The 24,764-nt window shown below is 66.9% G+C and carries 25 protein-coding genes; 16 read left to right on the forward strand and 9 right to left on the reverse strand.

The window, feature by feature from the left end:
* Position 1: 1 nt before the first annotated feature.
* The gene (locus tag A9W99_RS15600; protein ID WP_067379556.1) at positions 2-673 is read left to right on the forward strand and encodes a hypothetical protein; all 672 of its coding nucleotides are present in this window, start codon (positions 2-4) and stop codon (positions 671-673) included.
* A 20-nt stretch (positions 674-693) separates the two neighbouring features.
* On the opposite strand, the gene A9W99_RS15605 is transcribed toward A9W99_RS15600, so the two are convergent.
* Both A9W99_RS15605 and A9W99_RS15610 read right to left on the reverse strand, forming a co-directional pair.
* Entirely contained in the window at positions 694-1,050 is a 357-nt protein-coding gene (locus A9W99_RS15605) for an iron-sulfur cluster assembly accessory protein (protein WP_067379559.1), read from the reverse strand.
* Positions 1,051-1,139: 89 nt separating this feature from the next.
* Positions 1,140-2,216 carry a glycerate kinase gene (locus A9W99_RS15610; protein WP_067379644.1) on the reverse strand — a complete coding sequence of 359 codons (1,077 nt, stop codon included), beginning with the start codon at positions 2,214-2,216 and terminating at the stop codon, positions 1,140-1,142.
* A 215-nt stretch (positions 2,217-2,431) separates the two neighbouring features.
* Here A9W99_RS15610 and A9W99_RS15615 point away from each other — a divergent pair, with 215 nt between their 5' ends.
* From A9W99_RS15615 to A9W99_RS15630, 4 genes are read left to right on the forward strand one after another with little or no spacing between them, the layout of a single operon-like run.
* On the forward strand, positions 2,432-3,118 hold the full coding sequence (locus A9W99_RS15615; RefSeq protein WP_067379562.1) for a DUF3043 domain-containing protein: 687 nt from the start codon (positions 2,432-2,434) through the stop codon (positions 3,116-3,118).
* Positions 3,119-3,145: 27 nt separating this feature from the next.
* Positions 3,146-3,688, forward strand: a complete 543-nt coding sequence (locus A9W99_RS15620; RefSeq protein WP_067379566.1) for a bifunctional adenosylcobinamide kinase/adenosylcobinamide-phosphate guanylyltransferase — start codon at positions 3,146-3,148, stop codon at positions 3,686-3,688.
* 2 nt (positions 3,689-3,690) lie between these two features.
* Positions 3,691-4,752: a nicotinate-nucleotide--dimethylbenzimidazole phosphoribosyltransferase gene (cobT, locus tag A9W99_RS15625; RefSeq protein ID WP_172828886.1), complete on the forward strand. Its 1,062-nt coding sequence runs from the start codon at positions 3,691-3,693 to the stop codon at positions 4,750-4,752.
* Positions 4,749-5,489: an adenosylcobinamide-GDP ribazoletransferase gene (locus A9W99_RS15630; RefSeq protein ID WP_067379569.1), complete on the forward strand. Its 741-nt coding sequence runs from the start codon at positions 4,749-4,751 to the stop codon at positions 5,487-5,489. Before cobT ends, A9W99_RS15630 begins: the two co-directional genes overlap by 4 nt.
* Before the next feature lie 29 nt (positions 5,490-5,518).
* Here the strand turns inward: A9W99_RS15630 and A9W99_RS15635 are convergent, their stop codons facing one another.
* Together A9W99_RS15635 and gcvT are read right to left on the reverse strand one after the other, a co-directional pair.
* Positions 5,519-6,625 carry a branched-chain amino acid aminotransferase gene (locus A9W99_RS15635; protein ID WP_067379572.1) on the reverse strand — a complete coding sequence of 369 codons (1,107 nt, stop codon included), beginning with the start codon at positions 6,623-6,625 and terminating at the stop codon, positions 5,519-5,521.
* Positions 6,626-6,681: 56 nt separating this feature from the next.
* Positions 6,682-7,776 carry a glycine cleavage system aminomethyltransferase GcvT gene (gcvT, locus tag A9W99_RS15640; protein ID WP_067379575.1) on the reverse strand — a complete coding sequence of 365 codons (1,095 nt, stop codon included), beginning with the start codon at positions 7,774-7,776 and terminating at the stop codon, positions 6,682-6,684.
* A 134-nt stretch (positions 7,777-7,910) separates the two neighbouring features.
* Here gcvT and A9W99_RS15645 point away from each other — a divergent pair, with 134 nt between their 5' ends.
* On the forward strand, positions 7,911-9,014 hold the full coding sequence (locus A9W99_RS15645; protein WP_067379648.1) for an adenylate/guanylate cyclase domain-containing protein: 1,104 nt from the start codon (positions 7,911-7,913) through the stop codon (positions 9,012-9,014).
* Between the two features lie 20 nt (positions 9,015-9,034).
* A complete protein-coding gene (locus A9W99_RS15650) occupies positions 9,035-10,582 on the forward strand; it encodes a leucyl aminopeptidase (protein ID WP_067379578.1) in 1,548 nt (515 codons plus the stop codon).
* A 174-nt stretch (positions 10,583-10,756) separates the two neighbouring features.
* Here A9W99_RS15650 and A9W99_RS15655 read toward each other — a convergent pair whose 3' ends face one another.
* Complete coding sequence (locus A9W99_RS15655; protein ID WP_371514965.1) at positions 10,757-12,346, reverse strand: phytoene desaturase family protein; 1,590 nt, start codon at positions 12,344-12,346, stop codon at positions 10,757-10,759.
* Positions 12,347-12,348: 2 nt separating this feature from the next.
* Positions 12,349-12,813 carry an SRPBCC family protein gene (locus A9W99_RS15660; RefSeq protein ID WP_067379581.1) on the reverse strand — a complete coding sequence of 155 codons (465 nt, stop codon included), beginning with the start codon at positions 12,811-12,813 and terminating at the stop codon, positions 12,349-12,351.
* A gap of 136 nt (positions 12,814-12,949) precedes the next feature.
* On the opposite strand from A9W99_RS15660, the gene A9W99_RS15665 reads away from it, so the two are divergent.
* Positions 12,950-13,288: an aminopeptidase gene (locus A9W99_RS15665; RefSeq protein ID WP_067379584.1), complete on the forward strand. Its 339-nt coding sequence runs from the start codon at positions 12,950-12,952 to the stop codon at positions 13,286-13,288.
* Positions 13,289-13,294: 6 nt separating this feature from the next.
* On the opposite strand, the gene A9W99_RS15670 is transcribed toward A9W99_RS15665, so the two are convergent.
* Positions 13,295-15,067: an SDR family oxidoreductase gene (locus tag A9W99_RS15670; RefSeq protein WP_067379587.1), complete on the reverse strand. Its 1,773-nt coding sequence runs from the start codon at positions 15,065-15,067 to the stop codon at positions 13,295-13,297.
* 173 nt (positions 15,068-15,240) lie between these two features.
* Between A9W99_RS15670 and sucB the strand changes: the two genes are divergently transcribed.
* The 5 genes from sucB to A9W99_RS15695 all read left to right on the forward strand — a co-directional run bounded on the left by sucB (position 15,241) and on the right by A9W99_RS15695 (position 20,434).
* A complete protein-coding gene (gene sucB, locus A9W99_RS15675; RefSeq protein ID WP_067379591.1) occupies positions 15,241-17,022 on the forward strand; it encodes a 2-oxoglutarate dehydrogenase, E2 component, dihydrolipoamide succinyltransferase in 1,782 nt (593 codons plus the stop codon).
* Between the two features lie 4 nt (positions 17,023-17,026).
* Entirely contained in the window at positions 17,027-17,950 is a 924-nt protein-coding gene (locus A9W99_RS15680; protein WP_067379594.1) for a TIGR01777 family oxidoreductase, read from the forward strand.
* Between the two features lie 85 nt (positions 17,951-18,035).
* Positions 18,036-18,728 (forward strand): lipoyl(octanoyl) transferase LipB, encoded by a 693-nt coding sequence (gene lipB / locus A9W99_RS15685; RefSeq protein WP_067379597.1) that lies wholly within the window; start codon positions 18,036-18,038, stop codon positions 18,726-18,728.
* The gene (gene lipA / locus A9W99_RS15690) at positions 18,725-19,660 is read left to right on the forward strand and encodes a lipoyl synthase (protein WP_067379601.1); all 936 of its coding nucleotides are present in this window, start codon (positions 18,725-18,727) and stop codon (positions 19,658-19,660) included. The genes lipB and lipA overlap by 4 nt, the downstream gene beginning before the upstream one ends.
* 21 nt (positions 19,661-19,681) lie before the next feature.
* A complete protein-coding gene (locus tag A9W99_RS15695) occupies positions 19,682-20,434 on the forward strand; it encodes a DUF4191 domain-containing protein (protein ID WP_067379604.1) in 753 nt (250 codons plus the stop codon).
* A 16-nt stretch (positions 20,435-20,450) separates the two neighbouring features.
* Here the strand turns inward: A9W99_RS15695 and A9W99_RS15700 are convergent, their stop codons facing one another.
* Entirely contained in the window at positions 20,451-20,873 is a 423-nt protein-coding gene (locus A9W99_RS15700; protein WP_067379607.1) for an RDD family protein, read from the reverse strand.
* A gap of 194 nt (positions 20,874-21,067) precedes the next feature.
* Between A9W99_RS15700 and glnA the strand changes: the two genes are divergently transcribed.
* The 3 genes from glnA (at position 21,068) to A9W99_RS15715 (ending at position 24,274) form a co-directional block, all read left to right on the forward strand.
* Positions 21,068-22,504 (forward strand): type I glutamate--ammonia ligase, encoded by a 1,437-nt coding sequence (gene glnA / locus A9W99_RS15705; protein WP_067379610.1) that lies wholly within the window; start codon positions 21,068-21,070, stop codon positions 22,502-22,504.
* A gap of 74 nt (positions 22,505-22,578) precedes the next feature.
* On the forward strand, positions 22,579-22,842 hold the full coding sequence (locus tag A9W99_RS15710; protein WP_067379614.1) for a hypothetical protein: 264 nt from the start codon (positions 22,579-22,581) through the stop codon (positions 22,840-22,842).
* Positions 22,843-22,957: 115 nt separating this feature from the next.
* Complete coding sequence (locus tag A9W99_RS15715) at positions 22,958-24,274, forward strand: cytochrome P450 (RefSeq protein WP_172828884.1); 1,317 nt, start codon at positions 22,958-22,960, stop codon at positions 24,272-24,274.
* Positions 24,275-24,504: 230 nt separating this feature from the next.
* Here the strand turns inward: A9W99_RS15715 and A9W99_RS15720 are convergent, their stop codons facing one another.
* Positions 24,505-24,726: a hypothetical protein gene (locus A9W99_RS15720; protein WP_067379617.1), complete on the reverse strand. Its 222-nt coding sequence runs from the start codon at positions 24,724-24,726 to the stop codon at positions 24,505-24,507.
* Positions 24,727-24,764 lie beyond the last annotated feature (38 nt).

Here is a 24,764-nt window from a genome sequence, read left to right on the forward strand (position 1 = left end):
GATGGCCGGTCCGCAATCGCCGAACCCGACCGGCACTGACGGACCCCACTACCCTGAGCCCGGATCCCCCGGTCCCGAGGGCCACGAGTTCGTCGCGAGCGAGCCGGCGTTCGCAACCAACCCGTCGGCGGCGCAATCGTCGGTTCCGTATCCCGAGCAGCTGCCACCTCCGCAGCCATATCCCAAGCGCAGGCCCAAGCGGCTGATCATCGGATTGTTGGTGGTCGCCGCGCTGGTGGCTGTCGTGACGGCGGCGATCGTGTACGGCGTTCGCACCAACGGCGCCAACACCGGCTCCACGTTGTCCGAGGGGGCGGTCAAAACCGCGATCCAGGGCTACCTGGACGCACTCGAGCACCGCGACATCGAGACCATCTCCCGCAACGCCCTGTGCGGCATGTACGACGGGGTGCGCGACCGCCGGCCCGACCAGGCCCTGGCCAAGGCGAGCAGCGACGCCTTCCGCAAGCAGTTCTCGCAGGTCGAGGTGACTTCGGTCGACAAGATCGTCTACCTGTCGCAGTACCAGTCCCAGGCGTTGTTCACCATGCGGGCGACGCCGGCGAGGGGCGGCCCGAAGCGCAGCGACATGCAGGCCGTCGCGCAGTTGCTCTTCCAGCGTGGCCAGATCTCGGTGTGCTCCTACATCCCGCGCGGCGCGGGCACCTACTAGGCCGCCTCAGACCCGGAAGGTCAGTTGAACGAGTCGCCGCACGCGCAGGAGCCGGTGGCGTTGGGGTTGTCGATGGTGAAGCCCTGCTTTTCGATGGTGTCCACGAAGTCGATGGACGCGCCTTCCACGTAGGGAGCGCTCATCCGGTCGACTGTAAGGGTCACCCCACCGAAGTCCGCCGTCAGATCCCCGTCCAGCGTCCGATCGTCGAAGAAGAGGTTGTAGCGCAGTCCTGCGCAACCGCCCGGCTGAACCGCGATACGCAGGGCCAGGTCGTCTCGGCCTTCCTGATCCAGCAGCGACTTCGCCTTGGCAGCGGCGGCCTCGGTCAGAATTACGCCGTGGGTCTTGGCGGTCGACTCGTTCTGCACCGTCATTGCTTCTCCTACGTGCTCTTGCGTGGGTCCGAGTTCAGGTGGGTCCGCCCGGCGACTCATGGTTTGCGCACTGGGAGCAGCCCACCTCATCAACGGTACCTTGCTGGGCCGCTATTCCCGAGTCGCGCCGCCACCTCGGACGCCAATCCGATCAGCTGATTGGCCGCATCAGCCTGCGCCAACCCCACCGAACCGGCGTATTCGGCGATCGAGAGGGCCGACATGATGCCCGCCGCTCGCGAGGTGGATTTGTCCAAACTCACTTGCCCGGCCAGCACGATCACCGGAATTCCGAGCGGAATGGCGGCGTCGGCCAGCGAGCCGACCACCTTGCCGTGCAGGGACTGCTCGTCGAACTTGCCCTCGCCGGTGACGATCATGTCCGCCTCGGCCAAGTCGTCAACTAGGTGGGTGTGCTCCGCGATAATTGCCGCCCCGGACTCACATCGACCGCCGAGCGCCAGCAGCCCGGCCCCGATGCCACCGGCGGCACCGGCGCCGTGCTCGGCGCTCACGTCGCGTCCGGCGGCGTCTTCCAGCTCCAGCGCCCACCCCTCGAGCCGGACTTCGAGCGCTGCCACGGCGGCGGTGTCGGCACCCTTTTGCGGCGCGAACACGCGCGCCGCGCCCCACGGTCCCAACAGCGGGTATTTCACGTCGGACGCGGCGATCAGCTCGACGGCGCTCAGCTTGGCGCGGGCAGCCTCCAGCCCGCCGAGCTCGGCGATCATTCCCCTGCCGCCATCGGTGCATGCGCTGCCCCCCAGCCCGACCACGATCCGGGTCGCCCGGGCGCGCAGCGCCTCGTCGATGAGCTGCCCGACTCCCCTGCTGTGGGCGGCCAACGAGGTCCTCGGCGTCGGCGGCCCGTCGAGCAAGGTCAGGCCGCAGGCCTGCGCACACTCCAAATATGCGGTCGACGAGCTTCGGTCGAACACCCACCTGGCGTCAACCGGCTTGCCCAGCGGCCCTGCCACCCGCAGTCGCCGCGCCTTCCCGAACCGGTTGGCCAGCACCTCGACGAAACCGGGTCCGCCGTCGGACTGCGGGGCGACGATGAAGCGGTCACGGGGCCGGGATCTGGTCCAGCCGGTCGCGATGGCCGCGGCGGCCTGCACCGCCGACAGGCTGTTGCCATAGCAGTCCGGAGCCACCAGGACGCACATCGCAGGCAGCTGGATACGGCCTGGCGCGAGGTCAGCACCGGCGGGATCCGACGCCGCAGAGTCGTCGTTCACGGGCAGCCGTTCATTACTCCGTAAGAGTAGGGCCAACTCGCGCGACGCACTGGCGATGCAGGATACGGGCCTTCTCGGATGGACCCTGGATCGACGAAGCCGATATTTGGGGCCTTGTCCAGCCGGGAAGTAACCTGTCGACTGTGAAGCTGCTGGGCCGCAAGAAGGGCCAAGAGGATGGCCGCGACGGTGGCCGAGAGACACCGTCCACATCCGAAGACGCCGTCGTCGCACCGGCGCGCGGGTCGCGCACCACGGGGCCCAAAGGTCGGCCCACCCCCAAGCGCGACGCCGCCAGGCGCGGCGTCCGGAAGGGCCCGGTCGCACCGGCACCCATGACTGCCGCCGAGGCGCGGGCCAGGCGCAAATCGCTGGCCGGTCCCAAGCTGAGCCGGGAGGAACGGCGTGCCGAAAGAGCCGCCAGCCGGGCGCGGATGACCGAACGCCGCGAGCGCATGATGGCCGGTGAAGAGGCCTATCTGCTGCCGCGCGATCAGGGTCCGATTCGCCGCTACGTGCGCGACGTCGTGGATGCCCGGCGCAATGTGCTCGGCCTATTCATGCCGTCGGCGTTGGCGCTGTTGTTCATCATGTTCGCGGTGCCGCCGCTGCAGCTCTACATCTCCCCGGCGATGCTGATTCTGATGGCCGTGATGGGTATCGACGCGTTCGTTCTGGGTCGCAAAGTCGGCAGGATGGTCGACGAGAAATTCCCGACCAACACTGAAAGCCATTGGAAGCTGGGTGTTTACGCCGCAGGCCGAGCCTCCCAGCTGCGCCGGACGCGCACGCCCAGGCCCCAAGTCAAACGTGGCGCCGATGTCGGCTAAAAGCGCGACGAAAGCCGTCTGACGCCGGTGCGCACGCTGGTGCTCGGCGGGATCCGGTCGGGCAAATCCCGCTGGGCGGAGGAAACCATCGCGGAGTTACTGGCACCTGATGAGCCGGTGTGTTACCTGGCCGCGGGCTCGGCCGCAGCAGCCGACGCGGAGTGGGCACAGCGGGTCGCCAAGCATCGCGACCGCCGGCCCGCGCATTGGTCGACCATCGAAACCGATGATGTCGCAACACAATTGCGGCGGTCCCCGGGTATGCCGACGCTGGTCGACGATCTCGGCGCGTGGCTGACCAACGTGCTGGACCGCTGCCAGGCGTGGGACGACGGTCCGGCGATGGTTTCGGTCCAGCAGATGATCGACGACATGATCGCCGCGGTCAGCACGTTCGGTTCGACGCTGATGCTCGTCAGCCCGGAGGTTGGGTTGACCGTCGTGCCAGCCACCGCGTCGGGGCGGCGGTTCGCCGACGAACTGGGGAGCCTCAACCAGCGGGTGGCGGCGTTGTGCGAACGGGTGGTGTTGGTAGTGGCGGGGCAGGCCGTGCCGATCAAGCCGTCGTGAACCTGATGGAATTCGCGCCCGTGGAGCCGCCGGACCGGGACGCCGCCGCAGCCGCCCGGGTCCGCCAGGACACGTTGACCAAGCCGAAGGGCGCGCTGGGCCGCATGGAGGAACTGTCGATCTGGGTAGCCGCGTGCCAGGGTCAGTGCCCGCCCCGAGATTTCCAGCGTGCGCGGGTGGTGGTGTTCGCCGGTGACCACGGTGTCGCCCGGTCCGGGGTGTCGGCTTATCCACCGGAAGTGACCGCTCAGATGGTCGCCAATATCGAGGCCGGCGGGGCCGCGATCAACGCACTGGCCGGTGTGGCCGGCGCGACGGTGCGCGTCGTCGACCTGTCCGTGGACGCCGACGCTTTGTCTGAACAGGTCGGCGCCCACAAGGTGCGGCGCAGCAGCGGCGATATCGCCGTCGAGGACGCGTTGACCGAAGACGAGGCGGTTGGTGCGATCGAGGCCGGCCGGCGCATCGCCGACGAGGAGGTCGACGGCGGGGCCGACTTGTTGATCGCCGGCGACATGGGAATCGGGAACACCACTCCCGCAGCGGTTCTGGTGGCAGCGCTGACCAACTCCGAGCCGGTGGCCGTGGTCGGCTTCGGGACCGGGATCGACGACGCCGGGTGGGCCCGCAAGACGGCGGCAGTGCGCGATGCGCTGTTCCGGGCGCGACCGGTGTTGCACGACCCGATCGGTTTGCTGCGCTGCTGTGGCGGCGCGGATTTGGCCGCCCTGGCGGGCTTCTGCGCGCAGGCCGCCGTACGGCGGACTCCGCTGGTGCTGGACGGCATGGCGGTGACGGCCGCCGCGCTGGTCTCCGAACGACTGGCGCCCGGCGCCCGGATGTGGTGGCAGGCCGGTCACCGGTCCACCGAGCCGGGTCACAGCCTGGCCCTGGCGTCGCTCATGCTGGACCCGATCCTGGACCTGGGCATGCGGCTGGGCGAGGGTACCGGTGCCGCAGTGGCATTGCCGGTGCTGCGCGGCGGGGTGGCGACACTGTCGGGCATGGCGACGTTTCAGGAAGCTGGTGTCACGTCCCCTGTACCCGGCCCCGCCACCTCGTGATGCGTTCGCTGGCAGCGGCTTTCGCGTTCGCAACGGTCATGCCGGTGCCGCGCGCCGAGGGGGTCGCGATGGGCCGTGGCGGCATGACCGCGCTGCCGGTGGTCGGCGCCGCGCTCGGTGGGCTGGCGGCCGCGGTGTCGTGGGCCGGCGCGCACATGTTCGGGCCGTCCAGCCCGCTGTCCGGCCTGCTGGCGGTGACGGCGCTGCTGCTCGCCACCCGGGGTCTGCACATCGACGGCGTCGCGGATACCGCCGACGGGCTGGGCTGCTACGGGCCGCCGCAGCGGGCGCTGGCCGTGATGCGCGAGGGGTCGACGGGACCGTTCGGGGTGGCCGCGGTGGTGCTGGTGATCCTGCTGCAGGGGCTGGCATTCTCCCGGCTGGGGCTCCCGGCGATTGCCGTGTCGGTGTTCGCCGGCCGGGTGGCCGCGGTGCTGGCTTGCCGGCGCTCGGTGCCCGCGGCCGACGGCAGCTCCCTCGGCGTGCGGGTCGCCGGCACCCAGTCCACGCCGGTGGTGGCGGCCTGGCTTGCGGTGCTGCTGGCCGTCGCGGTGCCCGCTGACGCACGACTCTGGCAGGGGCCGGTTGCGGTGCTGGTGGCGATTTGTTGCGGCGCGGGGTTGGTGGCGCACTGCGTGCGCCGGTTCGGCGGTATCACCGGCGACGTGCTGGGCGCCGCGATCGAGCTCACCACGACGGTGTGCGCCGTGGCATTGGCGGCTTTGGTGCGCACCTAATCGCCGAACGTCACGCTCGAGCGCGGGTCCTAACCCAGTCGCGTCATCCAGCCGTGGGTGTCGGCGAAGGTGCCGCGCTGGATGCCGGTCAGGGTGTCGCGCAGGGCCATCGTCACCTCACCGGATTTGCCGTCGGCGATGGTGAATTCGCTGTCCCCGTACTTGACCCGCCCGATCGGCGTGATGACCGCGGCGGTACCGCAGGCGAACACCTCGGTGATCTCCCCGGCGGCGGTTTTCTTCTGCCACTCGTCGATGTCGATCTTGCGTTCCTCGATGGCGAACCCGGCGTCAGTGGCCAACTGCAGCAACGAATCCCGGGTAATGCCGGGCAACAGCGAGCCGGACAGCTCGGGTGTGACCAGTCGTGCCGATCCGCCGCTTCCGAACACGAAGAAGATGTTCATCCCGCCCATCTCTTCGACGAAGCGACGTTCGACGGCATCCAGCCACACCACCTGGTCGCAGCCGTGCTCGGCGGCTTCGGCCTGGGCCAGCAGCGAGGCGGCATAGTTACCGCCGAACTTGGCCGCGCCGGTGCCCCCGGGGCTGGCCCGCACATACTCCGTCGACACCCAGACGGTGACAGGATTGATGCCGCCCTTGAAGTACGCCCCGGCCGGCGAGGCGATCAGCAGGTACCGGTACTCCTTGGCCGGCCGCACCCCGAGGCCCGGCTCGGTGGCGAAGACGAACGGTCGCAGATACAGCGCTTCCTCGCCGCCGGCCCGCGGCACCCAGGCGTTGTCGACGGCGATGAGCTGGCATAGCGATTCGATGAACACCCCGTCGGGCAGTTGGGGAATCGCCAGCCGCCGCGCCGACGAGTGCAACCGGGCGGCGTTGGCGTCCGGACGAAAGGACACGATCGACCCGTCCGCCCAGCGGTAGGCCTTGAGGCCCTCGAACACTTCCTGCGCGTAGTGCAGCACAATCGCCGACGGATCCAGCTCGATCGGGCCGTAGCCGATGACCCGCGCGTTGTGCCAGCCTTTTCCGTCCAGATAGTCGATCGACACCATGTGATCGGTGTGGTATTTGCCGAAGCCGGGGTCAGTCAGGATCGATTCACGTTCGGCGCGGGTGGCCGGATTTGTCGCGGGCGAAACCGTGAACTCGAGGGAGCCGCGGGTCATGGCGCTGATTGTATCCCCGGGTGCCAATTGATATTTGCCGTGCAAATGCTGGTCCGCTACCGGGTCTTGACGGCGACGAACGGCGGTCGCACCACTTCGCACTCCACGGGACGGCCCCGCACGTCGACGATGATTCGCTGGCCGTCCTCGACGCCGGCGTCGGTGTCGATGAGCGCCAACCCGATTCCGATCTGCAGGGTCGGCGAGAACGTACCCGAGGTGGTGACCCCCACCGGTGCGTCGCCGGCGAGCACCCTCAGCCCGGGACGTAGCACACCGCGACCGACCATGCGCAGTCCGCGCAGCAGCCGCGGTGGCCCGGCCTCCTTCTCGGCGAGCAGCGCGTCACGGCCGAAGAACGCCTCCTTCTTCCAGCCGACCGCCCACCCGCAGCGGGCCTGCAGCGGCGAGATATCCAGCGAAAGCTCGTGGCCGTGCAGCGGATAACCCATCTCGGTGCGCAGCGTGTCACGTGCCCCCAGTCCCGCGGGCTCACCGCCGGCATCCGCGACAGCCGCCACGAGGGCATCGAACACGACTCCCGCCGACTCCCACGGTGGCAGCAGTTCGTAACCGTGCTCGCCGGTGTAGCCCGTGCGGCAGACCCGCACCGGCACCCCGGAATAGGAGGCATCGGCATAGCCCATGTAATCCATGTCGGCGGGCAGCGCCAGCGCGGCCAGCACATCCGTCGAACGAGGACCTTGTACGGCCAGCACCGCATACGACCGATGCTGGTTGCTGATGTTCAGCCCAGTGGGCGCGGCGGCCTGCAGCGCGTCGACCACGGCGGCGGTGTTAGCGGCGTTGGGCACCAGAAAGATCTCGTCGTCGTCCACGTAGTAGGCGATCAGGTCGTCGATGACGCCGCCAGATTCGGTGCAGCACAACGTATATTGCGCTTTGCCCGGCCCGATGCGGCTCAGGTCGTTGGTGAGCGCGGAGTTGACGAACTGCGCCGCACCCGGCCCGCGGACCAATGCCTTGCCCAGATGACTGACGTCGAACAGGCCGACGGCGTTGCGGGTGGCGTTGTGTTCGCTGACCGTTCCGGCGTACGACACCGGCATCAGCCAGCCGCTGAACTCGGCGAAATTCGCACCCAGCTCACGATGACGGTCTTCCAGTGGTCCGTGCTGCAGGTCGGTCACGTCGTCTCACCCTAATGAGGGGTATTGCTGGCAGACTTGGGCAGGTGTCCGATGCTGCGACTGATGGTGGCGACCCGTCCCCCGGCTTCGCGGGGGTGCCCCCACGCCCGGCATCGCCGCGCTCGCGATCGCCACTGGACTTCGACGCACTCGAGGCGGCCGGAATCAAGAACGCGCGCGAGCGTGCCGACCTGATCAAGTACCTGGACGACCTTGGCTTCACCGTCGAAGAGATGGCCGAGGCAGAGCAGCGAGGCCGGCTGTTCGGGCTGGCCGGGGATGTGCTGTCGTGGTCGGGGCGGCCGATCTACACGTTTGAGACCGCGGCCGAACAACTCGGGGTGGCGCCCGAGGAGGTCGCGCACGCGTGGGCTCTGCTCGGTTTGACGGTGGCCAGTCCGGACATCCCGGCGCTGAGCCAGGCCGATGTCGACGCTCTGACGACGTGGGTGGCCATCAAATCGGTGCTGGGTGAGGACGGTGCATTCGGCATGCTGCGGGTGCTCGGCGCCACGATGTCGCGGCTCGCGGAGGCCGAGTCGACTGTGATCCGCGCCGGGACGCCGGACATCCAGATGACCCACACCCACGACGAGCTCGCCACGGCCCAGGCTTATCGCGCGGTCGCGGAGTTCGTCCCGCGGATTGGGGCATTGATCGACGTTGTCCATCGCCACCACCTGATCAGCGCACGCACCCACTTCGAGGGCGTTCTTCGCGACACGACGGCAAGCGTGGTGTGTGGCGTCGGTTTTGCGGATCTGTCCGGCTTCACTGCGCTCACTCAGGCGCTTGCACCCGCGGAATTGTCGTACCTACTCAACGAATTCGCCGGCACCGTCTCAGAGGTGGTGCATGCCGACGGTGGCCGGGTGGTGAAGTTCATCGGCGACGAGGTGATGTGGGTGTGCGGGTCGCCGGAGCGCCTTGCGCAAGCGGCGGTCGATCTCGTCGACCATCCGCGGGGACGCGAGGAGGGTCTGCAAGTCCGGGCGGGGCTTGCCTACGGCACGGTACTGGCCATCAATGGCGACTATTTCGGCAGTCCGGTCAACCTGGCGGCGCGTCTGGTGGCGGCGGCCGCGCCATGTCAGATTCTGGCGTCGGCAGAGCTGCACGATCAACTACCGGACTGGCCTGCCAAGGCGCATGGCCCATTGCAGCTCAAGGGTTTTGACGCCCCGGTGACCGCCTTCGAGCTGCATAGCGGGGACGCTGTCGACGCCAGGCCTGGCTGAGGTGGCTAGGGTGATTGCACGTGACCACCGAATCGGGCTACCAATCACCAACCGTCACCGTTGCCGGCTCGCTGCCCAAGCGCAGTGCGGGTTCCTCGGTCTTGCTGGTGCCGGTCGTCTCGACCGGCGAAGACGACAGGCCGGGGGCAGTCGTCGCGGCGGCCGAGCCATTCCTGTCCGCCGACGTGGTGGCGGAGATCGAGGACGGCCTGCACGCCCTGGATGCCACCGGCGCCAGTGAACAGGTACACCGTCTGGTGGTGCCGTCGCTGCCGGTGGGCAGTGTGCTGACGGTCGGCTTGGGCAAGCCCCGCCACGAGTGGGCGTCGGACACCATCCGGCGGGCCGCCGGTGTGGCCGCCCGATCACTGGGCAACGCCGAGACGGTCATCACCACCCTGGGCGAGTTGCCGGGCGATGGCATCGGCTCGGCCGCCGTCGAGGGGCTGGTCCTGGGCGCCTACCGATTCAGCGCGTTCCGCAGCGCCAAGACCGCGCCGAAGGACAGTGGGTTGCGCCGAATCACCGTGCTGAGTACCGCGAAGGACGCCAAGAAGCGGAGTGACCACGGCGCGGCCGTCGCGACCGCCGTCGCCACCGCCCGCGACTTGGTCAACACTCCGCCGAGCCATCTGTTTCCCGCCGAATTCGCAAAGCGAGCAAAGGCTTTGGGCGAAGCCGCCGGCCTCGAGGTGGAGGTGCTCGACGACAAGGCGCTGCGTAAGGCCGGCTACGGCGGAGTGATCGGCGTCGGGCAGGGCTCGTCGCGGCCGCCGCGGCTGGTGCGGCTGAGCCACCGCGGCTCGCGGCTGGCCAAGAATCCCAAGCAGGCTAAGAAGGTGGCCCTGGTCGGTAAGGGCATCACCTTTGACACCGGCGGGATCTCCATCAAGCCCGCCGCGTCGATGCACCACATGACCTCGGACATGGGCGGGGCCGCCGCGGTCATCGCCACCGTGACGCTGGCCGCGCAACTGGAGCTTCCGATCGACGTGATTGCCACCGTCCCGATGGCCGAAAATATGCCGTCGGCCACCGCGCAACGTCCCGGTGACGTGCTGACGCAGTACGGCGGCACTACCGTCGAGGTACTCAACACCGACGCGGAGGGCCGGCTGATCCTGGCCGACGCCATCGTTCGGGCCTGCGAAGACAATCCCGACTACCTGATCGAGACGTCCACCCTGACCGGCGCACAGACCGTCGCGCTGGGCGCCCGTATTCCCGGCGTGATGGGCAGTGACGAATTCCGCGACCGCGTCGCCGCGATCTCGCAACAGGTCGGCGAGAACGGCTGGCCGATGCCGCTGCCCGATGAACTCAAGGACGACCTGAAGTCCACCGTCGCCGACCTGGCCAATGTCAGCGGGCAGCGTTTCGCCGGCATGCTGGTGGCCGGGGTGTACCTGCGCGAATTCGTCGCCGACGGAGTGCAGTGGGCCCACATCGATGTCGCCGGCCCCGCATACAACACCGGCAGCGCGTGGGGCTATACCCCCAAGGGCGCCACCGGCGTGCCGACGCGCACCATGTTCGCGGTGCTGGACGACATCGTGCGGAACGGCTGAACCTCTTAGAGCCGAACTTCAGTGTGAGCCTATGGCTTTGGTTGTGTATCCACGGCTTTGATTGTGTAGGTAGGGCGGGGATCAGGCGATTTTCGCGCCCTGGTTTCACCGCCAAAGCCGTGGAATCACAACCAAAGCCGTGACTGCACAGCCAAGCCAACTTTCGGCCGGGCGCTATTTGGTCAGCAGCGAGATCGCCGCACGGCTCAGCTTGCGTCGGGGCCAGCCGGTGAAGCCGTCGGCAGCAAGCGCCGCATTGGCCGCGTTACGTCCGCACGCGCCGTGCACGGAACCCCCGGGCGTGGCCGAGGCGCTACTCAAATACAGTCGCTCAACCGGGGTTTCGGCCCGCCCCATCCCCGGAGCGGGACGGAAGACCAGCATCTGCTGCAGTGAGGCGGTCCCGCCATTCAGAGCGCCCAAATGCAGATTGGCATCGCTGGCCTCCAAGTCCGACGGGCGCTGCACGAACCGCTCGATCACTCGCGAACCGAAGCCGGGCGCATGCTCTTCGATCACCTGGTCCATTGATTTGGCCAGTTGCTCCGCCGAGGCGTCGTCGGCCACGTTTCGGGGTAAATGCGTGTAAGCCCAGACACTTTCGGTGCCGGCAGGCGATCTGCTCGGGTCGGCCGTGGTGGTCTGTCCCAGCAGCATGAAGGGACGGTCGGGTATCACCCGGGTGTTCAGATCGGCCATCCAGCGCACCAGCCCGTGCCCGTCGGCTCCCAGATGAAGAGTGCCAGGGGCCTGCAGGCTCGCCGACCGCCACGGAATCGGACTGTCCAACGCATAGTTGACCTTGACCACCGGCGGATCCCACACGTAGTGCTCGAGCTCGCGGCGCAGGCCATCCGGAACAGCATCTGTCGGCAGCATGTCGCAGAACAATCGCGGCGCGGTCACGTCGGCCACGACCGCGCGGCGCGCGCGGACCGTCCGACCCTCGACTGTGCTTACCCCGACAGCCCTACGGCCGCGAACCTGGATGCGAGAAACGGTCTGGCTGCACTCAATTCGCACTCCTGCTGAGCATGCCCGCTTGACCAGAGCGGACGTCAATTGACCTGAACCGCCCACCGGCACCGGCCAGCCATAGTCCTGGCCGAGCATCGTCATCAAGAACCCGAAAGCACCGCTTCCCGGCGCATCCAGCGGGGCATCGGCGTGCATTGCATTGCCCAGCAATAAGACTCGCGGTGCCTCACCGTCGAAAAGGCGGTCCACCATGGTGTTCGCCGGCTGCACCAGCAGATGGGCCAGCCGAACCGCCTCGGACGTACCGAGTTTGAGCAGCAACCGCAGCATCGGAAAGACGGGTGGAAACGGCGCCAACATGGCGTCGAGCAGCGGCGCTTTGATCCTGTTCCACAATTCCACGACGCGCCACCAGTTGTCGCCATCGGCGCGTTCGCGACGCGCGAATTCCGATGCGGTGCGGGCCGGATCACGGTAGAGGACGGGCGGGTCGTCATCGGCCGGACTGCGCGGATGCCCTACCACCGCAGGCGCATGCGACCATTGCAGCCCGTGCTCCTCCAACCGCAGCGCTTCCATCGCGGGTGAGGCCACCGTCATCGGATAGAACGAGCTGAACAGGTCGGTGATGTAACCCGGCGTCAGCTCGGCGCTGCGTACCGCGCCGCCCGGTTCCGGCTGGGCTTCGAGAACCAGCACGTCCCAACCGGCGTCGGCCAGCATCGATGCGGCGACCAGGCCGTGGTGTCCGGCACCGATCACGACCGCGTCGACGACATCCGCCATCGTTATTTGACCTGCCTGGGTTCGAGACGTTCGGCCAGGGCCGTCAGCCGCAGCAAGCACTCCCGGTTACGCGGATAGATGGCTACCAGCGTCAGTCGATCGGGAACCATGTTGACCAGACCGGCCGCCGGCACCTCGATCATCTCGACCCGGCACCCGTCCGGAATCTCGGTGAGCCGCATCGTTATCCGCGCGGCGCCCAGCGAACCCAAGCCGGCGAGCAGCACGAGTTCCCGGCCAGGGGTGCAGCTTTCGACCGTGGTCTGGTCGTCGATCACCAACGGCCATACCCCGATAGAATGCCGGATCGCCGCCCCCGGCTGTGGCCAGTGCGAGTCGACCGCACGAGTCCGGCTGTTGCCCACGACCCATTGGCTATACGTCCATCCGTCGGCCAGCACGTCCCAGATCTGCTGGCAGGACGCGACCACATCGCGGGTCGCGGCCAATTCTCGGGTCGCTGTCATATGTTTTCCTCTCGCGTTGCGCAACAATCCGGCGGATACCCCCGGCGGGCGGAACTAATACCGGACCGACCACGTTTAACCCCGCCATCGACCGGCTAACCCTGTTACCAGGTGTTATTCGACGGGAGGCCAACAAATGACTGCGCGACGGGTGATCATGGCGGTGGGTGCGTTGCTGTTGCTCGCCGGCGTGATCGGACTCCTGGTGCCGGTGTCGGTGTCCGACGGCAACGGCGGTTCCGTGGCATGTGGCAGCGGGATCGCCTCCGACCTCTCCGCGGCCAAGAGCGCCAACGAAAGGAACGGGGCCAACATCCCGATCCTCAACCAAGTCATTCCGCACACCGACTTTGTGGCGCAATGCGAATCGTCGCTGTCCACCCGACGCAGCTGGTCCATTCCGCTGACGCTGGTCGGGGCGGTCGGGATCGGCGGTGCGCTGCTGGTGCGACGCTCCGAAGGGGCTCGTGTCTGAGTTTCCTCAGATCACCCGCATGCGGGCGGTGCTGCGCAGCGCCTGCGGCAAAAACCGCGAAAGTCCGTACAGCGCATAGGCTTCCGGGGAGACAGGGCGAATCGGTTTCTTCTTCTTGACCGACGACAAGATCGCGTCGGCCACCTTGTCCGGCCCGTAACGACGTACCCCGAACATGTTGTTCAGCTGCCCGCGCCGGTCGTCAACCCGGTCATCTCGGTCGACCGGCGCGTCGAACCGGGTGTTGCTGATGATGTTGGTGTTGATGACGCCCGGGCAGATCGTGGTCAGTCCTACTCCGGCGGCGTCCAGCTCGGCGCGCAGGCAATCGGAGAACATGAAGCTAGCCGCCTTGGCGGTGCAATAGGCGTTCAGCGATTGCAGCGGCGCGTACGCCGCCATCGACGAAACGTTGACGATGTACCCGCCGGTGCCGCGCTCGACCAGACGCCGGGCAAACGACCGGCAGCCGTTGACGACACCGCCGAGGTTGACCTCCAGCACGCGGTCGAATTGCTCGGCGGGGGTATCCAGGAACCGCCCAGCGTGCCCGATGCCGGCGTTGTTGACGACGATGTCGGGCAGGCCGTGCTCGGCAGTGACCCGCTCGGCGAAAGCCTCGACCGCATTGGCGTCGGACACGTCCAGCACATAGGGGTGTGCCACGCCGCCGCGTGCCGCGATCTCCGCGGCGGTTTCCTTGACGGCGGCCTGGTCGATGTCGCTGACCACTACCTCGGCGCCCTCACGTACAAAGGCGAACGCGGTCTCACGACCGATTCCGCTGCCGGCGCCGGTGATCGAGACCAGGGTGTCGCCGAAGTACCCGCGCGGCCGCCCGATTTGCGCGCGCAGCATTGCCCGGCTCGGCTGCTTGCCTTCGGCCAGATCGGCGAAGTCGTGCACGGCCGCCGCCATCACTTGCGGGTGCGACATGGGCGAAAAGTGTCCGGCCCTGATGTCACGCCGCCACAGCCGCGGCACCCAGCGTGCGGTCTCGTCGTACCCGTAGGGCCGCACACGCTTGTCTTGGGTGTTGACGATCAGCTGCACCGGCACGTCGATTACCGGAACCGGCCGCTTCCTGGAGAATGAGCGAAAGTAGTTGGCAGGATACGTTTTTATCGAATGCGCGGCGTCGCTGGCCAATTTCGGGGAGTGATGGATCTTTTCGTCAGGGATGTTGTCCACCATGTTGCGCCGCACCCGCGCGAACGACAGCGCCAGTCGCATCAGCAGCGGAGACAGCACCGGTATCGAGAAGTACAGCATGTACATGAAACGCAGCGCCTGGCTGATCGACCGCAGAAACCGGCGCGGGCGCCATGGTCGACGCAGGCCGCTGAAGACGTAGTGGACCACGTGGTCCTGGCTCGGGCCGGACACCGACGTGAACGACGCGACCCGGTCGCCGGCGCCCGGGCGGGTCAGGTACTCCCACATACCCGCCGAGCCCCAGTCATGGGCCAGCACATGCACCGGCCGGCCTGGGCTGAGTTCGCCGGTGACGGCCGCGAAGTCGTCGGCGAACCGCTCCATCGTGTAGGCCGATACCAGCTTGGGCGCTGAGGACATCCCGACGCCGCGGTTGTCGTAGCGGATGATCCGGAACCGGTCGGCCAGCAGCGGAACCACCCCGTCCCACAGGACATGCGAGTCGGGGAAGCCGTGCACCAGCACCACCGTCGGCCCCTCGGGGTTGCCTTCCTCGTAGACCGCGATGCGCACGCCGTCCGCGCTGTCCACGAACTGCTGGGGTGCTTGTGGTGTTACCGGCATCGGACCTCGCTACCTGGGGTTGATCTGTGGGCACACGGTAGCAAGCTGACCGGCGCGGCTCCCCGGACCACTGCGCCCTGAATGTGTGCCCACAAATAGGCGATGACAGGATAGTTTCGTTCTGGTAAGCCAGATGACCACCTGGGCCGACCCACGATCGAGGAGTCAAACGAATGGCGTTCTCCGTCCAGATGCCGGCACTTGGTGAGAGCGTCACCGAGGGAACGGTCACCCGCTGGCTCAAGCAAGAAGGCGACACCGTCGAACTCGACGAGCCTTTGGTTGAGGTGTCGACGGACAAGGTGGACACCGAGATCCCGTCGCCGGCCGCGGGTGTGCTGACCAAGATCATCGCCCAGGAGGACGACACCGTCGAGGTCGGCGGCGAGCTGGCCATCATCGGCGACGGAACCGAAGGCGCAGCTTCGGAATCAGACACCTCTGGAGGCGCCGCGGCGGCTCAACCGGAACCTGAACCGCAGCCCGAACCGGAACCGCAGGCGCAGGCCCCGTCCGAACCTGAGCCCGAGCCGGCGGCAGCGCCGCAGCAAGCCGCTGGTGGCGAGAGCACGCCGGTGCTGATGCCCGAACTCGGCGAGTCGGTGACCGAGGGCACCGTGACCCGCTGGTTAAAGAAGGTGGGCGACTCGGTTCAGGTCGACGAGCCGCTGGTGGAAGTGTCCACCGACAAAGTGGACACCGAGATTCCGTCACCGGTGGCCGGCGTCTTGGTCAGCATCACCGCCGAGGAGGACGTGACGGTCTCGGTCGGCGGCGAGTTGGCGCGCGTCGGCGTCGCTTCCGAGAGCGGTGCCGCGCCCGCTCCGGCCCCAGAGCCCAAACCCGAGCCGAAACCCGAGCCCAAGCCGGAACCCAAACCCGAACCCGCCCCCGAAGCGGCCAAACCGGCCCCACCGCCGGAACCCAAACCCGAACCGAATCCGGAACCCAAGCCAGAACCCAAGCCCGAGCCGATAGCCGAGCCGGCCGCGGCAGCCGAGGGAGACGGCGGGCCCTATGTGACCCCGCTGGTCCGAAAACTGGCTGCCGAGAACAACATCGACCTGGCAGAGGTGACCGGCACTGGAGTTGGCGGCCGGATCCGCAAGCAGGACGTGCTGGCCGCCGCAGAGCAAAAGCAACAGGCCAAGCAGGCACCCGCACCCCAAGCGCCCGCGGCTCAAGCGCCGGCGGCAGCCAAGGCGCCTGCCGCAGCGCCGGCGCTGGCCCACCTGCGCGGCACCACGCAGAAGGCCAGCCGGATCCGTCAGATCACCGCCACGAAGACCCGCGAGTCGCTGCAGGTGACCGCGCAGCTCACGCAGACGCACGAGGTCGACATGACCAAGATCGTGGCGTTGCGGGCCAGAGCCAAGGCCGCATTCGCCGAACGCGAGGGCGTGAACCTGACTTACCTGCCGTTCATCGCCCGCGCCGCGATCGACGCGCTGAAGATTCACCCCAATATCAACGCGAGCTATAACGAGGACACCAAGGAGATCACCTACTACGACGCCGAGCACCTCGGCTTCGCGGTCGACACCGAACAGGGGCTGCTCTCCCCCGTGATCCACAATGCCGGCGACCTGTCGCTGGCGGGGTTGGCCCGCGCCATCGTCGATATCGCCGCGCGGGCCCGCTCGGGCAATCTGAAGCCCGACGAATTGTCCGGCGGCACTTTCACTATCACCAACATCGGCAGCCAGGGCGCGCTGTTCGACACCCCGATCCTGGTTCCGCCTCAGGCCGCCATGCTGGGAACCGGGGCCATCGTCAAGCGCCCGCGAGTGGTCGTCGACGGATTGGGCAACGAGTCGGTCGGGATCCGCTCGATCTGTTACCTGCCGCTGACCTACGACCACCGGCTGATTGACGGTGCCGATGCCGGGCGTTTCCTCACCACCATCAAGAACCGGCTCGAAGAGGGAGCGTTCGAGGCCGATCTGGGGCTGTGACGACGTGGCTCGACTTGGTCGAAAAGCCGTTATCGCCATCGCGGGTTCGTCCGGCCTGATCGGTTCGGCACTGGCCGCGGCGCTGCGCGCCAACGACCACCCGGTGCTGCGTATCGTGCGCCGCACACCAACGAATTCCGAAGAGCTGCACTGGAACCCGGAAAGCGGCGAGTTCGACATCGACGCGCTGGCCGAGGTCGACGCCGTCGTCAACCTGTGCGGGGTCAACATCAGTCGGCGTCGCTGGTCGGGCGCATTCAAGCAGAGCCTGCGGGACAGCCGGATCGCGCCCACCGAGGTGCTGTCCGCCGCGGTTGCCGACGCCGGCGTCGAGACGTTGATCAACGCCAGCGCGGTGGGCTACTACGGGAACACCAAGGACCGTGTGGTCGACGAAAACGACAGGGCCGGAACGGGTTTCCTGGCACAGCTGTGTGAGGACTGGGAAGCCGCCACGTTGCCCGCGCAATACGCCGGTTGCCGGGTGGTGCTGGCACGCACCGGGGTGGTGCTGGCCCCCGCAGGCGGTGCACTGCGCAGGCTGCGGCCGCTGTTCTCGGCGGGTCTGGGCGCCCGGCTGGGCAGCGGCCGGCAGTACATGTCCTGGATCAGCCTGGAAGATGAGGTGCGCGCGCTGCTGTTCGCCATCTCGCACTCCACATTGTCCGGCCCGGTCAACATGACCGGGCCGGCTCCGGTTACCAACGCCGAGTTCACCACCGCCTTGGGCCGCGCGGTCAACCGGCCGACCCCGTTGACGCTGCCCGGTTTCGCGGTACGGGCGGCACTGGGCGAATTCGCCGACGAGGGACTGCTGACCGGCCAGCGCGCCATCCCCTCGGCACTCGAGGCCGCCGGTTTCCAGTTCCACCACAACACCATCGGCGAAGCGCTCGCCTACGCCACCGCGCGCCGCGACGCGGATTAAGCACCCGGTGCCGAGCATCACGCCGGCGTGGCCCTGAACACCGGACGCGAATGCCCCGGAGACGCATCCGAGTAACCTCACGGGCATGAGTTCCATCCGGTCGTCTCCGTCCGCGATCGACGTGCGCTGGCTGCAGACGATCGACTACCGCGCCGCGTGGCAGTTGCAGCGGGACTTGGCCGACGCCGGCGGCGGCGGCGGCCCGGACACCTTGCTGCTCCTGGAACACCCGCCGGTCTACACCGCCGGGCGGCGCACCGAGCCGCACGAGCGGCCGGTTGACGGAACTCCCGTTGTCTACACCGACCGTGGCGGCAAGATCACCTGGCATGGTCCAGGACAGCTGGTCGGCTATCCGATCATCGGCCTGGCTGAGCCGTTGGATGTGGTCAATTATGTTCGGCGCCTTGAGGAATCGCTGATCAAGGTATGCACCGATCTGGGTTTGGACGCGGGCCGGGTCGACGGCCGATCCGGGGTCTGGATCCCCGGCCGGCCCGCACGCAAGGTCGCCGCCATCGGTGTGCGGGTATCGCGCGCCACGACGCTGCACGGGTTCGCACTCAACTGCGACTGCGACTTGGCCGCGTTCACAGCCATCGTGCCGTGCGGCATCAGCGACGCCGGTGTGACGTCGTTGTCGGCCGAGCTCGGGCGCACCGTTACGGTCGAGCAGATCCGCGCGTCCGTCGCCGACGCCGTGTGCGACGCCCTCGATGGACGCCTCGCCCTGACCTGGCAACCGGGCGGGCCTGCCCGCGTAGCATCGATACCGTGACTTTGCCGGAAGGCCGCAAGCTTTTGCGCCTCGAGGTGCGCAACGCGCAGACCCCGATCGAGCGCAAGCCACCATGGATCAAGACCCGTGCGCGGATGGGACCGGAGTACACCGAGCTGAAGAGCCTGGTCCGCCGGGAGGGCCTGCACACGGTCTGCGAAGAGGCCGGCTGCCCCAACATCTTCGAATGCTGGGAGGATCGGGAAGCCACCTTTCTGATCGGCGGCGACCAGTGCACCCGTCGCTGCGACTTCTGCCAGATCGACACCGGCAAGCCGGCGGCCCTGGATCGCGACGAGCCCCGGCGGGTCGCCGAGAGCGTGCACACGATGGGCCTGCGCTACGCCACGGTCACCGGCGTCGCCCGTGACGACCTGCCCGACGGCGGCGCCTGGCTCTACGCGGAGACCGTACGTGCCATCAAAGAGCTCAATCCCGCCACCGGTGTCGAACTGTTGATCCCCGACTTCAACGGCGCGGCCGTGCGGCTCAACGAAGTCTTCGAGTCACGCCCAGAAGTGTTGGCGCACAACGTCGAAACCGTGCCCCGCATCTTCAGACGGATTCGGCCCGCGTTCAGCTATCAGCGCAGCCTGGACGTGCTGACCGCGGCGCGCGACTTCGGCCTGGTCACCAAGAGCAACCTGATCCTGGGCCTGGGCGAAACCCCAGACGAGGTGCGCACCGCCCTGGTCGATCTGCGCAATGCGGGCTGCGACATCCTCACCATCACCCAATATCTGCGGCCGTCGACGCGTCACCATCCGGTCGAGCGCTGGATACCGCCGGACGAATTTGTCGAGTACGCGTCGTACGCCGAAGGGCTCGGGTACGACGGGGTGCTGGCCGGGCCATTGGTGCGGTCGTCGTACCGCGCGGGCCGGCTGTACGCGCAAGCGGCGGCCCGCCACCGCGCCGCGGCGGCGCGCTGATCGCAACTATCCTTGGTGACTATGGCTAAACCCCGAACCGCCGCGGAAAACAAGGCTGTCCGAGCCGAGGCGAAGGCAGCTGCCAAGGCCGCCGGTCGTGAGCGACGCGCTCAGATGTGGCAGGTGTTCACCACGCAGCGCAAAGAGGACAAACGGCTGCTGCCGTACATGATCGGCGCCTTCGTGCTGGTCGCGGGGGTATCGGCGGCCGTCGGCGTGTTGTCCGGCGGGATCACCATGATCATGATGATCGTGCTCGGCGTGGTGCTGGGCGCGCTGGTGGCGTTCATCATCTTCACCCGCCGCGCCCAGCGCAGCATCTACCGCCAGGCCGAAGGCCAGACCGGCGCCGCGGGGTGGGTGCTCGACAACATGCGCGGCAAGTGGCGAGTAACCCCGGGCGTGGCCGGCACCGGTCACTTGGACGTGCTCCACCGGGTACTCGGCCGGCCCGGGGTCATCCTGGTCGGCGAGGGATCGCCGAGCCGGGTCAAACCGCTGCTGGCGCAGGAGAAGAAGCGCACCGCACGGCTGGTCGGCGACGTGCCGATCTACGACATCGTCGTCGGCAACGGCGACGGCGAGGTTCCGCTGGCCAAACTGGAGCGCCACCTGGCTCGTCTTCCGGTCAACATCAACGCCAAGCAAATCGACTCGCTCGAGTCGCGATTGTCCGCGCTGGGATCTCGGGCCGGTGCCGGCGCCCTGCCCAAGGGGCCGCTGCCCAATGCCGGCAAGATGCGCGGCATTCAGCGCACAGTGCGCCGGAAGTAAAGCGGCCGGATCAGGCCTAGCGTCGGATCACGGCGGTGCCGGTCAGCCGGTCCTGCAGCCCACGTCCGTCGTTGTCGGTGAACAGCGGCGGGACCACCAGCCCGATCAGCAGCCCGCGCGCGGCGAGCCGGCCGATGCCCACCGGGATCCGGCCGTCCACCGCCGCCACCTGCAGACCCGCTACCAATTGGCCCGGGGTGAATCCGAACAGGCGCACCGACACCACTCCCAGCACCAGCCAGACAACCAAAATCATTGTCGACAACATCGCCTTGGGGAATGCGCCGAACCCCATCGCCAGCAAGGCCAGGCCGTAGGCAATCAGCCAATCGATGATCAGCGCAACCAGCCGTCGCCCCATCGGAGCCAGTGAACCCGGGCCCGTCTGCGGTAGGCCGAGCGTCTCGCCGGGGTATCCGGGCTGCGATCCTGCAGTCATTGACATGGTCCTGGCGGCAGCTCAAACCACGAGGGTTACGATCTTGCGGGCCATGGCCTCACAATAGGGCGGGGGTTACCCGGATTCCGATGCGGGCGGCATGGTCGCGTAACGTCTGCGCAACACGGGGTTGACTGACGTGCAATAACAGCTTCATAGCGTCGGCCGCGAATCACCAAGTAAAGGAGCCTTCAGTGACGGAAATGACGCCCGACGACGTCTTCAAACTCGCGAAAGACGAAGACGTTGAGTTTGTCGACGTCCGGTTCTGTGACCTGCCCGGGATCATGCAGCACTTCACGATTCCGGCGACCGTGCTCGACGAGAGCCTGTTCGAAGAGGGCGTGGCTTTTGACGGCTCGTCGATTCGCGGGTTCCAGGCCATCCACGAATCCGACATGGTGCTGCTTCCCGATCCGGACACCGCGCAGATCGACCCGTTCCGTGAGGCGAAGACGCTGAACCTCAACTTCTTCGTGCACGACCCGTTCACGCTGGAGCCGTACTCGCGCGACCCGCGCAACATCGCCCGCAAGGCAGAGGCCTACCTGGCCAGCACCGGCATCGCCGACACCGCGTACTTCGGCGCCGAGGCCGAGTTCTACATCTTCGACTCGGTGAGCTTCGACTCGACCGCCAACGGCTCGTTCTACGAAGTGGACGCGATCTCGGGGTGGTGGAACACCGGTAACGCCAGCGAGAGCGACGGCAGCGCCAACCGCGGCTACAAGGTGCGCCACAAGGGCGGATATTTCCCGGTTGCCCCCAACGACCACTACGTCGACCTGCGCGACAAGATGCTGACCAACCTGATCAAGGCCGGCTTCATTCTGGAGAAGGGCCACCACGAGGTCGGTACCGGCGGGCAGGCCGAGATCAACTACCAGTTCAACTCGCTGCTGCACGCCGCCGACGACTTGCAGCTGTACAAGTACATCGTCAAGAACACCGCCTGGCAGCACGGCAAGACCGTCACGTTCATGCCCAAGCCGCTGTTCGGTGACAACGGCTCCGGTATGCACACGCATCAGTCGCTGTGGAAGGACGGCAGCCCGCTGATGTACGACGAGACCGGGTATGCGGGTCTGTCGGACACCGCACGCCACTACATCGGCGGCCTGCTGCACCACGCCCCGTCGCTGCTGGCGTTCACCAACCCGACCGTGAACTCCTACAAGCGATTGGTTCCCGGCTACGAGGCACCGATCAACCTGGTGTACAGCCAGCGCAACCGGTCGGCGTGTGTGCGGATCCCGATCACCGGCAACAACCCGAAGGCCAAGCGGCTGGAGTTCCGTTGCCCCGACTCGTCGGGTAACCCGTACCTGGCGTTCTCGGCGATGCTGATGGCCGGCCTGGACGGCATCAAGAACAAGATCGAGCCGCAGTCGCCGGTCGACAAGGACCTCTACGAGCTGCCGCCGGAGGAGGCCGCGAACATTCCGCAGGCCCCCACCCAGCTGGCGGACGTGATCGACCGGTTGGAGGCCGACCACGAATACCTCACCGAGGGAGGCGTTTTCACGCCTGACCTGATCGAGACGTGGATCACCTTCAAGCGCGAAAACGAGATCGATCCGGTCAACATCCGGCCGCACCCGTACGAATTCGCTTTGTACTACGACGTGTAAGTCGATCCCGCGCGAGCAGACGTAAAATCGCCCATTTCGCTATCGAAATGGGCGATTTTACGTCTGCTCGCCCTGTGGCCCGCACCGAACCGGATCCCGGCATGCTCGACGCCGTCGTCGGCGGTGCGCTCGCCGGCCAGGATTCTCCAGCAGCCTTGGGTGGGATCGGACAGGGTCCGAATCCGTTGACGACGGTTGCGGTGTGGGAGATGCTCCAGCGTGGGGTGTCGTCGCGGCGGTTGGTGGCTTTCGCCGCGGTCTTGGCGTGGCTCCTGCCGCCCACCCGAGCGCTGTGGTCACGATGGCGGAGGTTCTCAGATGACTGCGGTCGTTGGTGATATCAGGTGCCAGACGGATAGCGCCGTTGGTGTTGGGGGTGATCCGTGGCGGGTGACTCGGCGGCCGATCAAGTCGGCCGTGGAGGTGGTGCGGCGCCGGCGGGGTCTTGGAAAGATGCCTGGGCCGGTTGGGCTGCCAGTGGTCGGGGTGATGCCGCAGCTGATGCGGGATCCGTTCGGATACAACTATGAATGTGCAAAACGCTACGGCGATGTGTATCGGTTGCCGTTGCCGGTATACGACGTGGTGATGTTCAACAACCCGGATGACGTTCCGCGAGTTTTCAACACCAACGGCGGCGAATTTGCCTTCTCCTCTAAGGCAACTGCTTTCTTCTCAAAGGTGATGCTCGGCGGTGTCATGATGGGCGCATTGGATGGGGAGCCGCATGCGCAGCGGCGCAAGCTGATCAGTCCGATGTTCTCGCACCGGGGATTGGCATCGGTGTCGGATGTGATCGTCGACGAGTTCGATAGGCAGTTGGCGAAGTGGGATCAGTGGGCTGACAGTGGCCAGGAGTTCGATCTGCAGGAGGCGATTGCGGGGGTGACGCTGCCCGCGTTCTTGCGCGCGATGTTCTCCGCCACGATCACCAGCGCGCAGGAACAACGACTCAACAGCGACTCTGAGATCGTGAAGTCGCAAATGTCCGCGATGTTCCTTTTGCGGCCGCCGCCCAACCCATACAAACTATTCCGTGCCTCGCGCGACGCAATGGCGTTTACCCGCGAGTTGCTGGACGGCCGGATCGCGAGACCCGCCGACACGAAAGACTTGTTGAGCGTGCTGGTCGAACACCACCTCAATCGGCCCGACGAATACCCGTATGGCGATCTGTTGGCTGAGTCGATGCTGCTGATCGCAGCGGGGTACGAGACGGTGGTAGCCGCGCTGTCCTGGACGTATGCACTGATGAAGGACAATCTCGACACAGTGCGCAAGCTAGAGGACGAAGTAGCCACCCTCGGCGGAGCCAAGCCGCAAATGGCCGATCTGAAACGTCTGACCTGGGCGAAGGCGTGTTTCGATGAGGCTCAGCGGCTGAAGGGAAATCCGTTTAAGCCGCACATCGCTGTGAAGGACATCGAGTTGGGCGGCTATTCGATCCCGGCCGGCACGATGGTGGCCATCTCGCTGTATTCGCTGCACCGCGACGAACGCTGGTGGCCTGACCCCGACCGTTACGATCCGACGCGGTTTACCGATGAGGCGGTTGCTACGGCGCGGCCCCGCACCGCGTTCATCCCGTTCACCCACGGACCGCACCACTGTCCCGGCTTCTCGATGGCCTACATGAATGGTCAGTTCCTCATGGCGATGATCACCCAGCGATACCAGGTGACGGTCCGGCCCGGCTGGCAGCCCATCCACGACGCCACCGGGACCACCACCGTCAAAGGCGGTGTCCCCGTGACGATCACACGACGATAGAGCGACCGCACCCATCCGTGCATGGTTGTCCGACCACACACTGCCGGCGCACTGGGGGGACAGATCTCACCAGATAAGCACATTCACTGTCCTTTTGCCTCCGCGCGCATTTACGCACCGACCACTTTCCCCTCCAGGGGACGCACACCTCCTAGTGAATGCCCGTACTGGGCGTACCGCGAAATCACCCATTTCTGTAGGGAAATGGGCGATTTTGCGTCTGCTCGCCCTCACATCTTGGGGCGGTGACCGATGATTCCGCGCGACATCCGTACCGGCGTTCCGTCGACCATCTCGACCACCTCCAGCCACGCCCCCGGAGCCACATAGTGCCGGTTGATGTCCTCGCGCTTCATCTGAATGATCAGCACGCCGGCATCGGTGACCTCGAAGCTGTCGAAGGCACCGTAGTCACGCGTTTCGCCATTCGCGAATACCACCGTAAACACCATGCGTGCAGTATGCGTGCCTCGGCCAGCAGACGCAAAAT

The organism is Mycobacterium sp. 1164966.3, assembly GCF_001665395.1.
Taxonomy (GTDB): domain Bacteria; phylum Actinomycetota; class Actinomycetes; order Mycobacteriales; family Mycobacteriaceae; genus Mycobacterium.

What these genes read in the sequence shown, in the direction of transcription:
- A9W99_RS15600 (WP_067379556.1), top strand. Translation starts at nt 2, where the DNA reads ATGGCCGGTCCGCAATCGCCGAACCCGACCGGCACTGACGGACCCCAC.
- A9W99_RS15605 (WP_067379559.1), bottom strand. Translation starts at nt 1,050, where the DNA reads ATGACGGTGCAGAACGAGTCGACCGCCAAGACCCACGGCGTAATTCTG.
- A9W99_RS15610 (WP_067379644.1), bottom strand. Translation starts at nt 2,216, where the DNA reads ATGTGCGTCCTGGTGGCTCCGGACTGCTATGGCAACAGCCTGTCGGCG.
- A9W99_RS15635 (WP_067379572.1), bottom strand. Translation starts at nt 6,625, where the DNA reads ATGACCCGCGGCTCCCTCGAGTTCACGGTTTCGCCCGCGACAAATCCG.
- A9W99_RS15655 (WP_371514965.1), bottom strand. Translation starts at nt 12,346, where the DNA reads ATGGCGGATGTCGTCGACGCGGTCGTGATCGGTGCCGGACACCACGGC.
- A9W99_RS15660 (WP_067379581.1), bottom strand. Translation starts at nt 12,813, where the DNA reads ATGACAGCGACCCGAGAATTGGCCGCGACCCGCGATGTGGTCGCGTCC.
- A9W99_RS15665 (WP_067379584.1), top strand. Translation starts at nt 12,950, where the DNA reads ATGACTGCGCGACGGGTGATCATGGCGGTGGGTGCGTTGCTGTTGCTC.
- A9W99_RS15670 (WP_067379587.1), bottom strand. Translation starts at nt 15,067, where the DNA reads ATGCCGGTAACACCACAAGCACCCCAGCAGTTCGTGGACAGCGCGGAC.
- sucB (WP_067379591.1), top strand. Translation starts at nt 15,241, where the DNA reads ATGGCGTTCTCCGTCCAGATGCCGGCACTTGGTGAGAGCGTCACCGAG.
- lipB (WP_067379597.1), top strand. Translation starts at nt 18,036, where the DNA reads ATGAGTTCCATCCGGTCGTCTCCGTCCGCGATCGACGTGCGCTGGCTG.
- A9W99_RS15695 (WP_067379604.1), top strand. Translation starts at nt 19,682, where the DNA reads ATGGCTAAACCCCGAACCGCCGCGGAAAACAAGGCTGTCCGAGCCGAG.
- A9W99_RS15700 (WP_067379607.1), bottom strand. Translation starts at nt 20,873, where the DNA reads ATGACTGCAGGATCGCAGCCCGGATACCCCGGCGAGACGCTCGGCCTA.
- A9W99_RS15715 (WP_172828884.1), top strand. Translation starts at nt 22,958, where the DNA reads ATGCCTGGGCCGGTTGGGCTGCCAGTGGTCGGGGTGATGCCGCAGCTG.
- A9W99_RS15720 (WP_067379617.1), bottom strand. Translation starts at nt 24,726, where the DNA reads ATGGTGTTTACGGTGGTATTCGCGAATGGCGAAACGCGTGACTACGGT.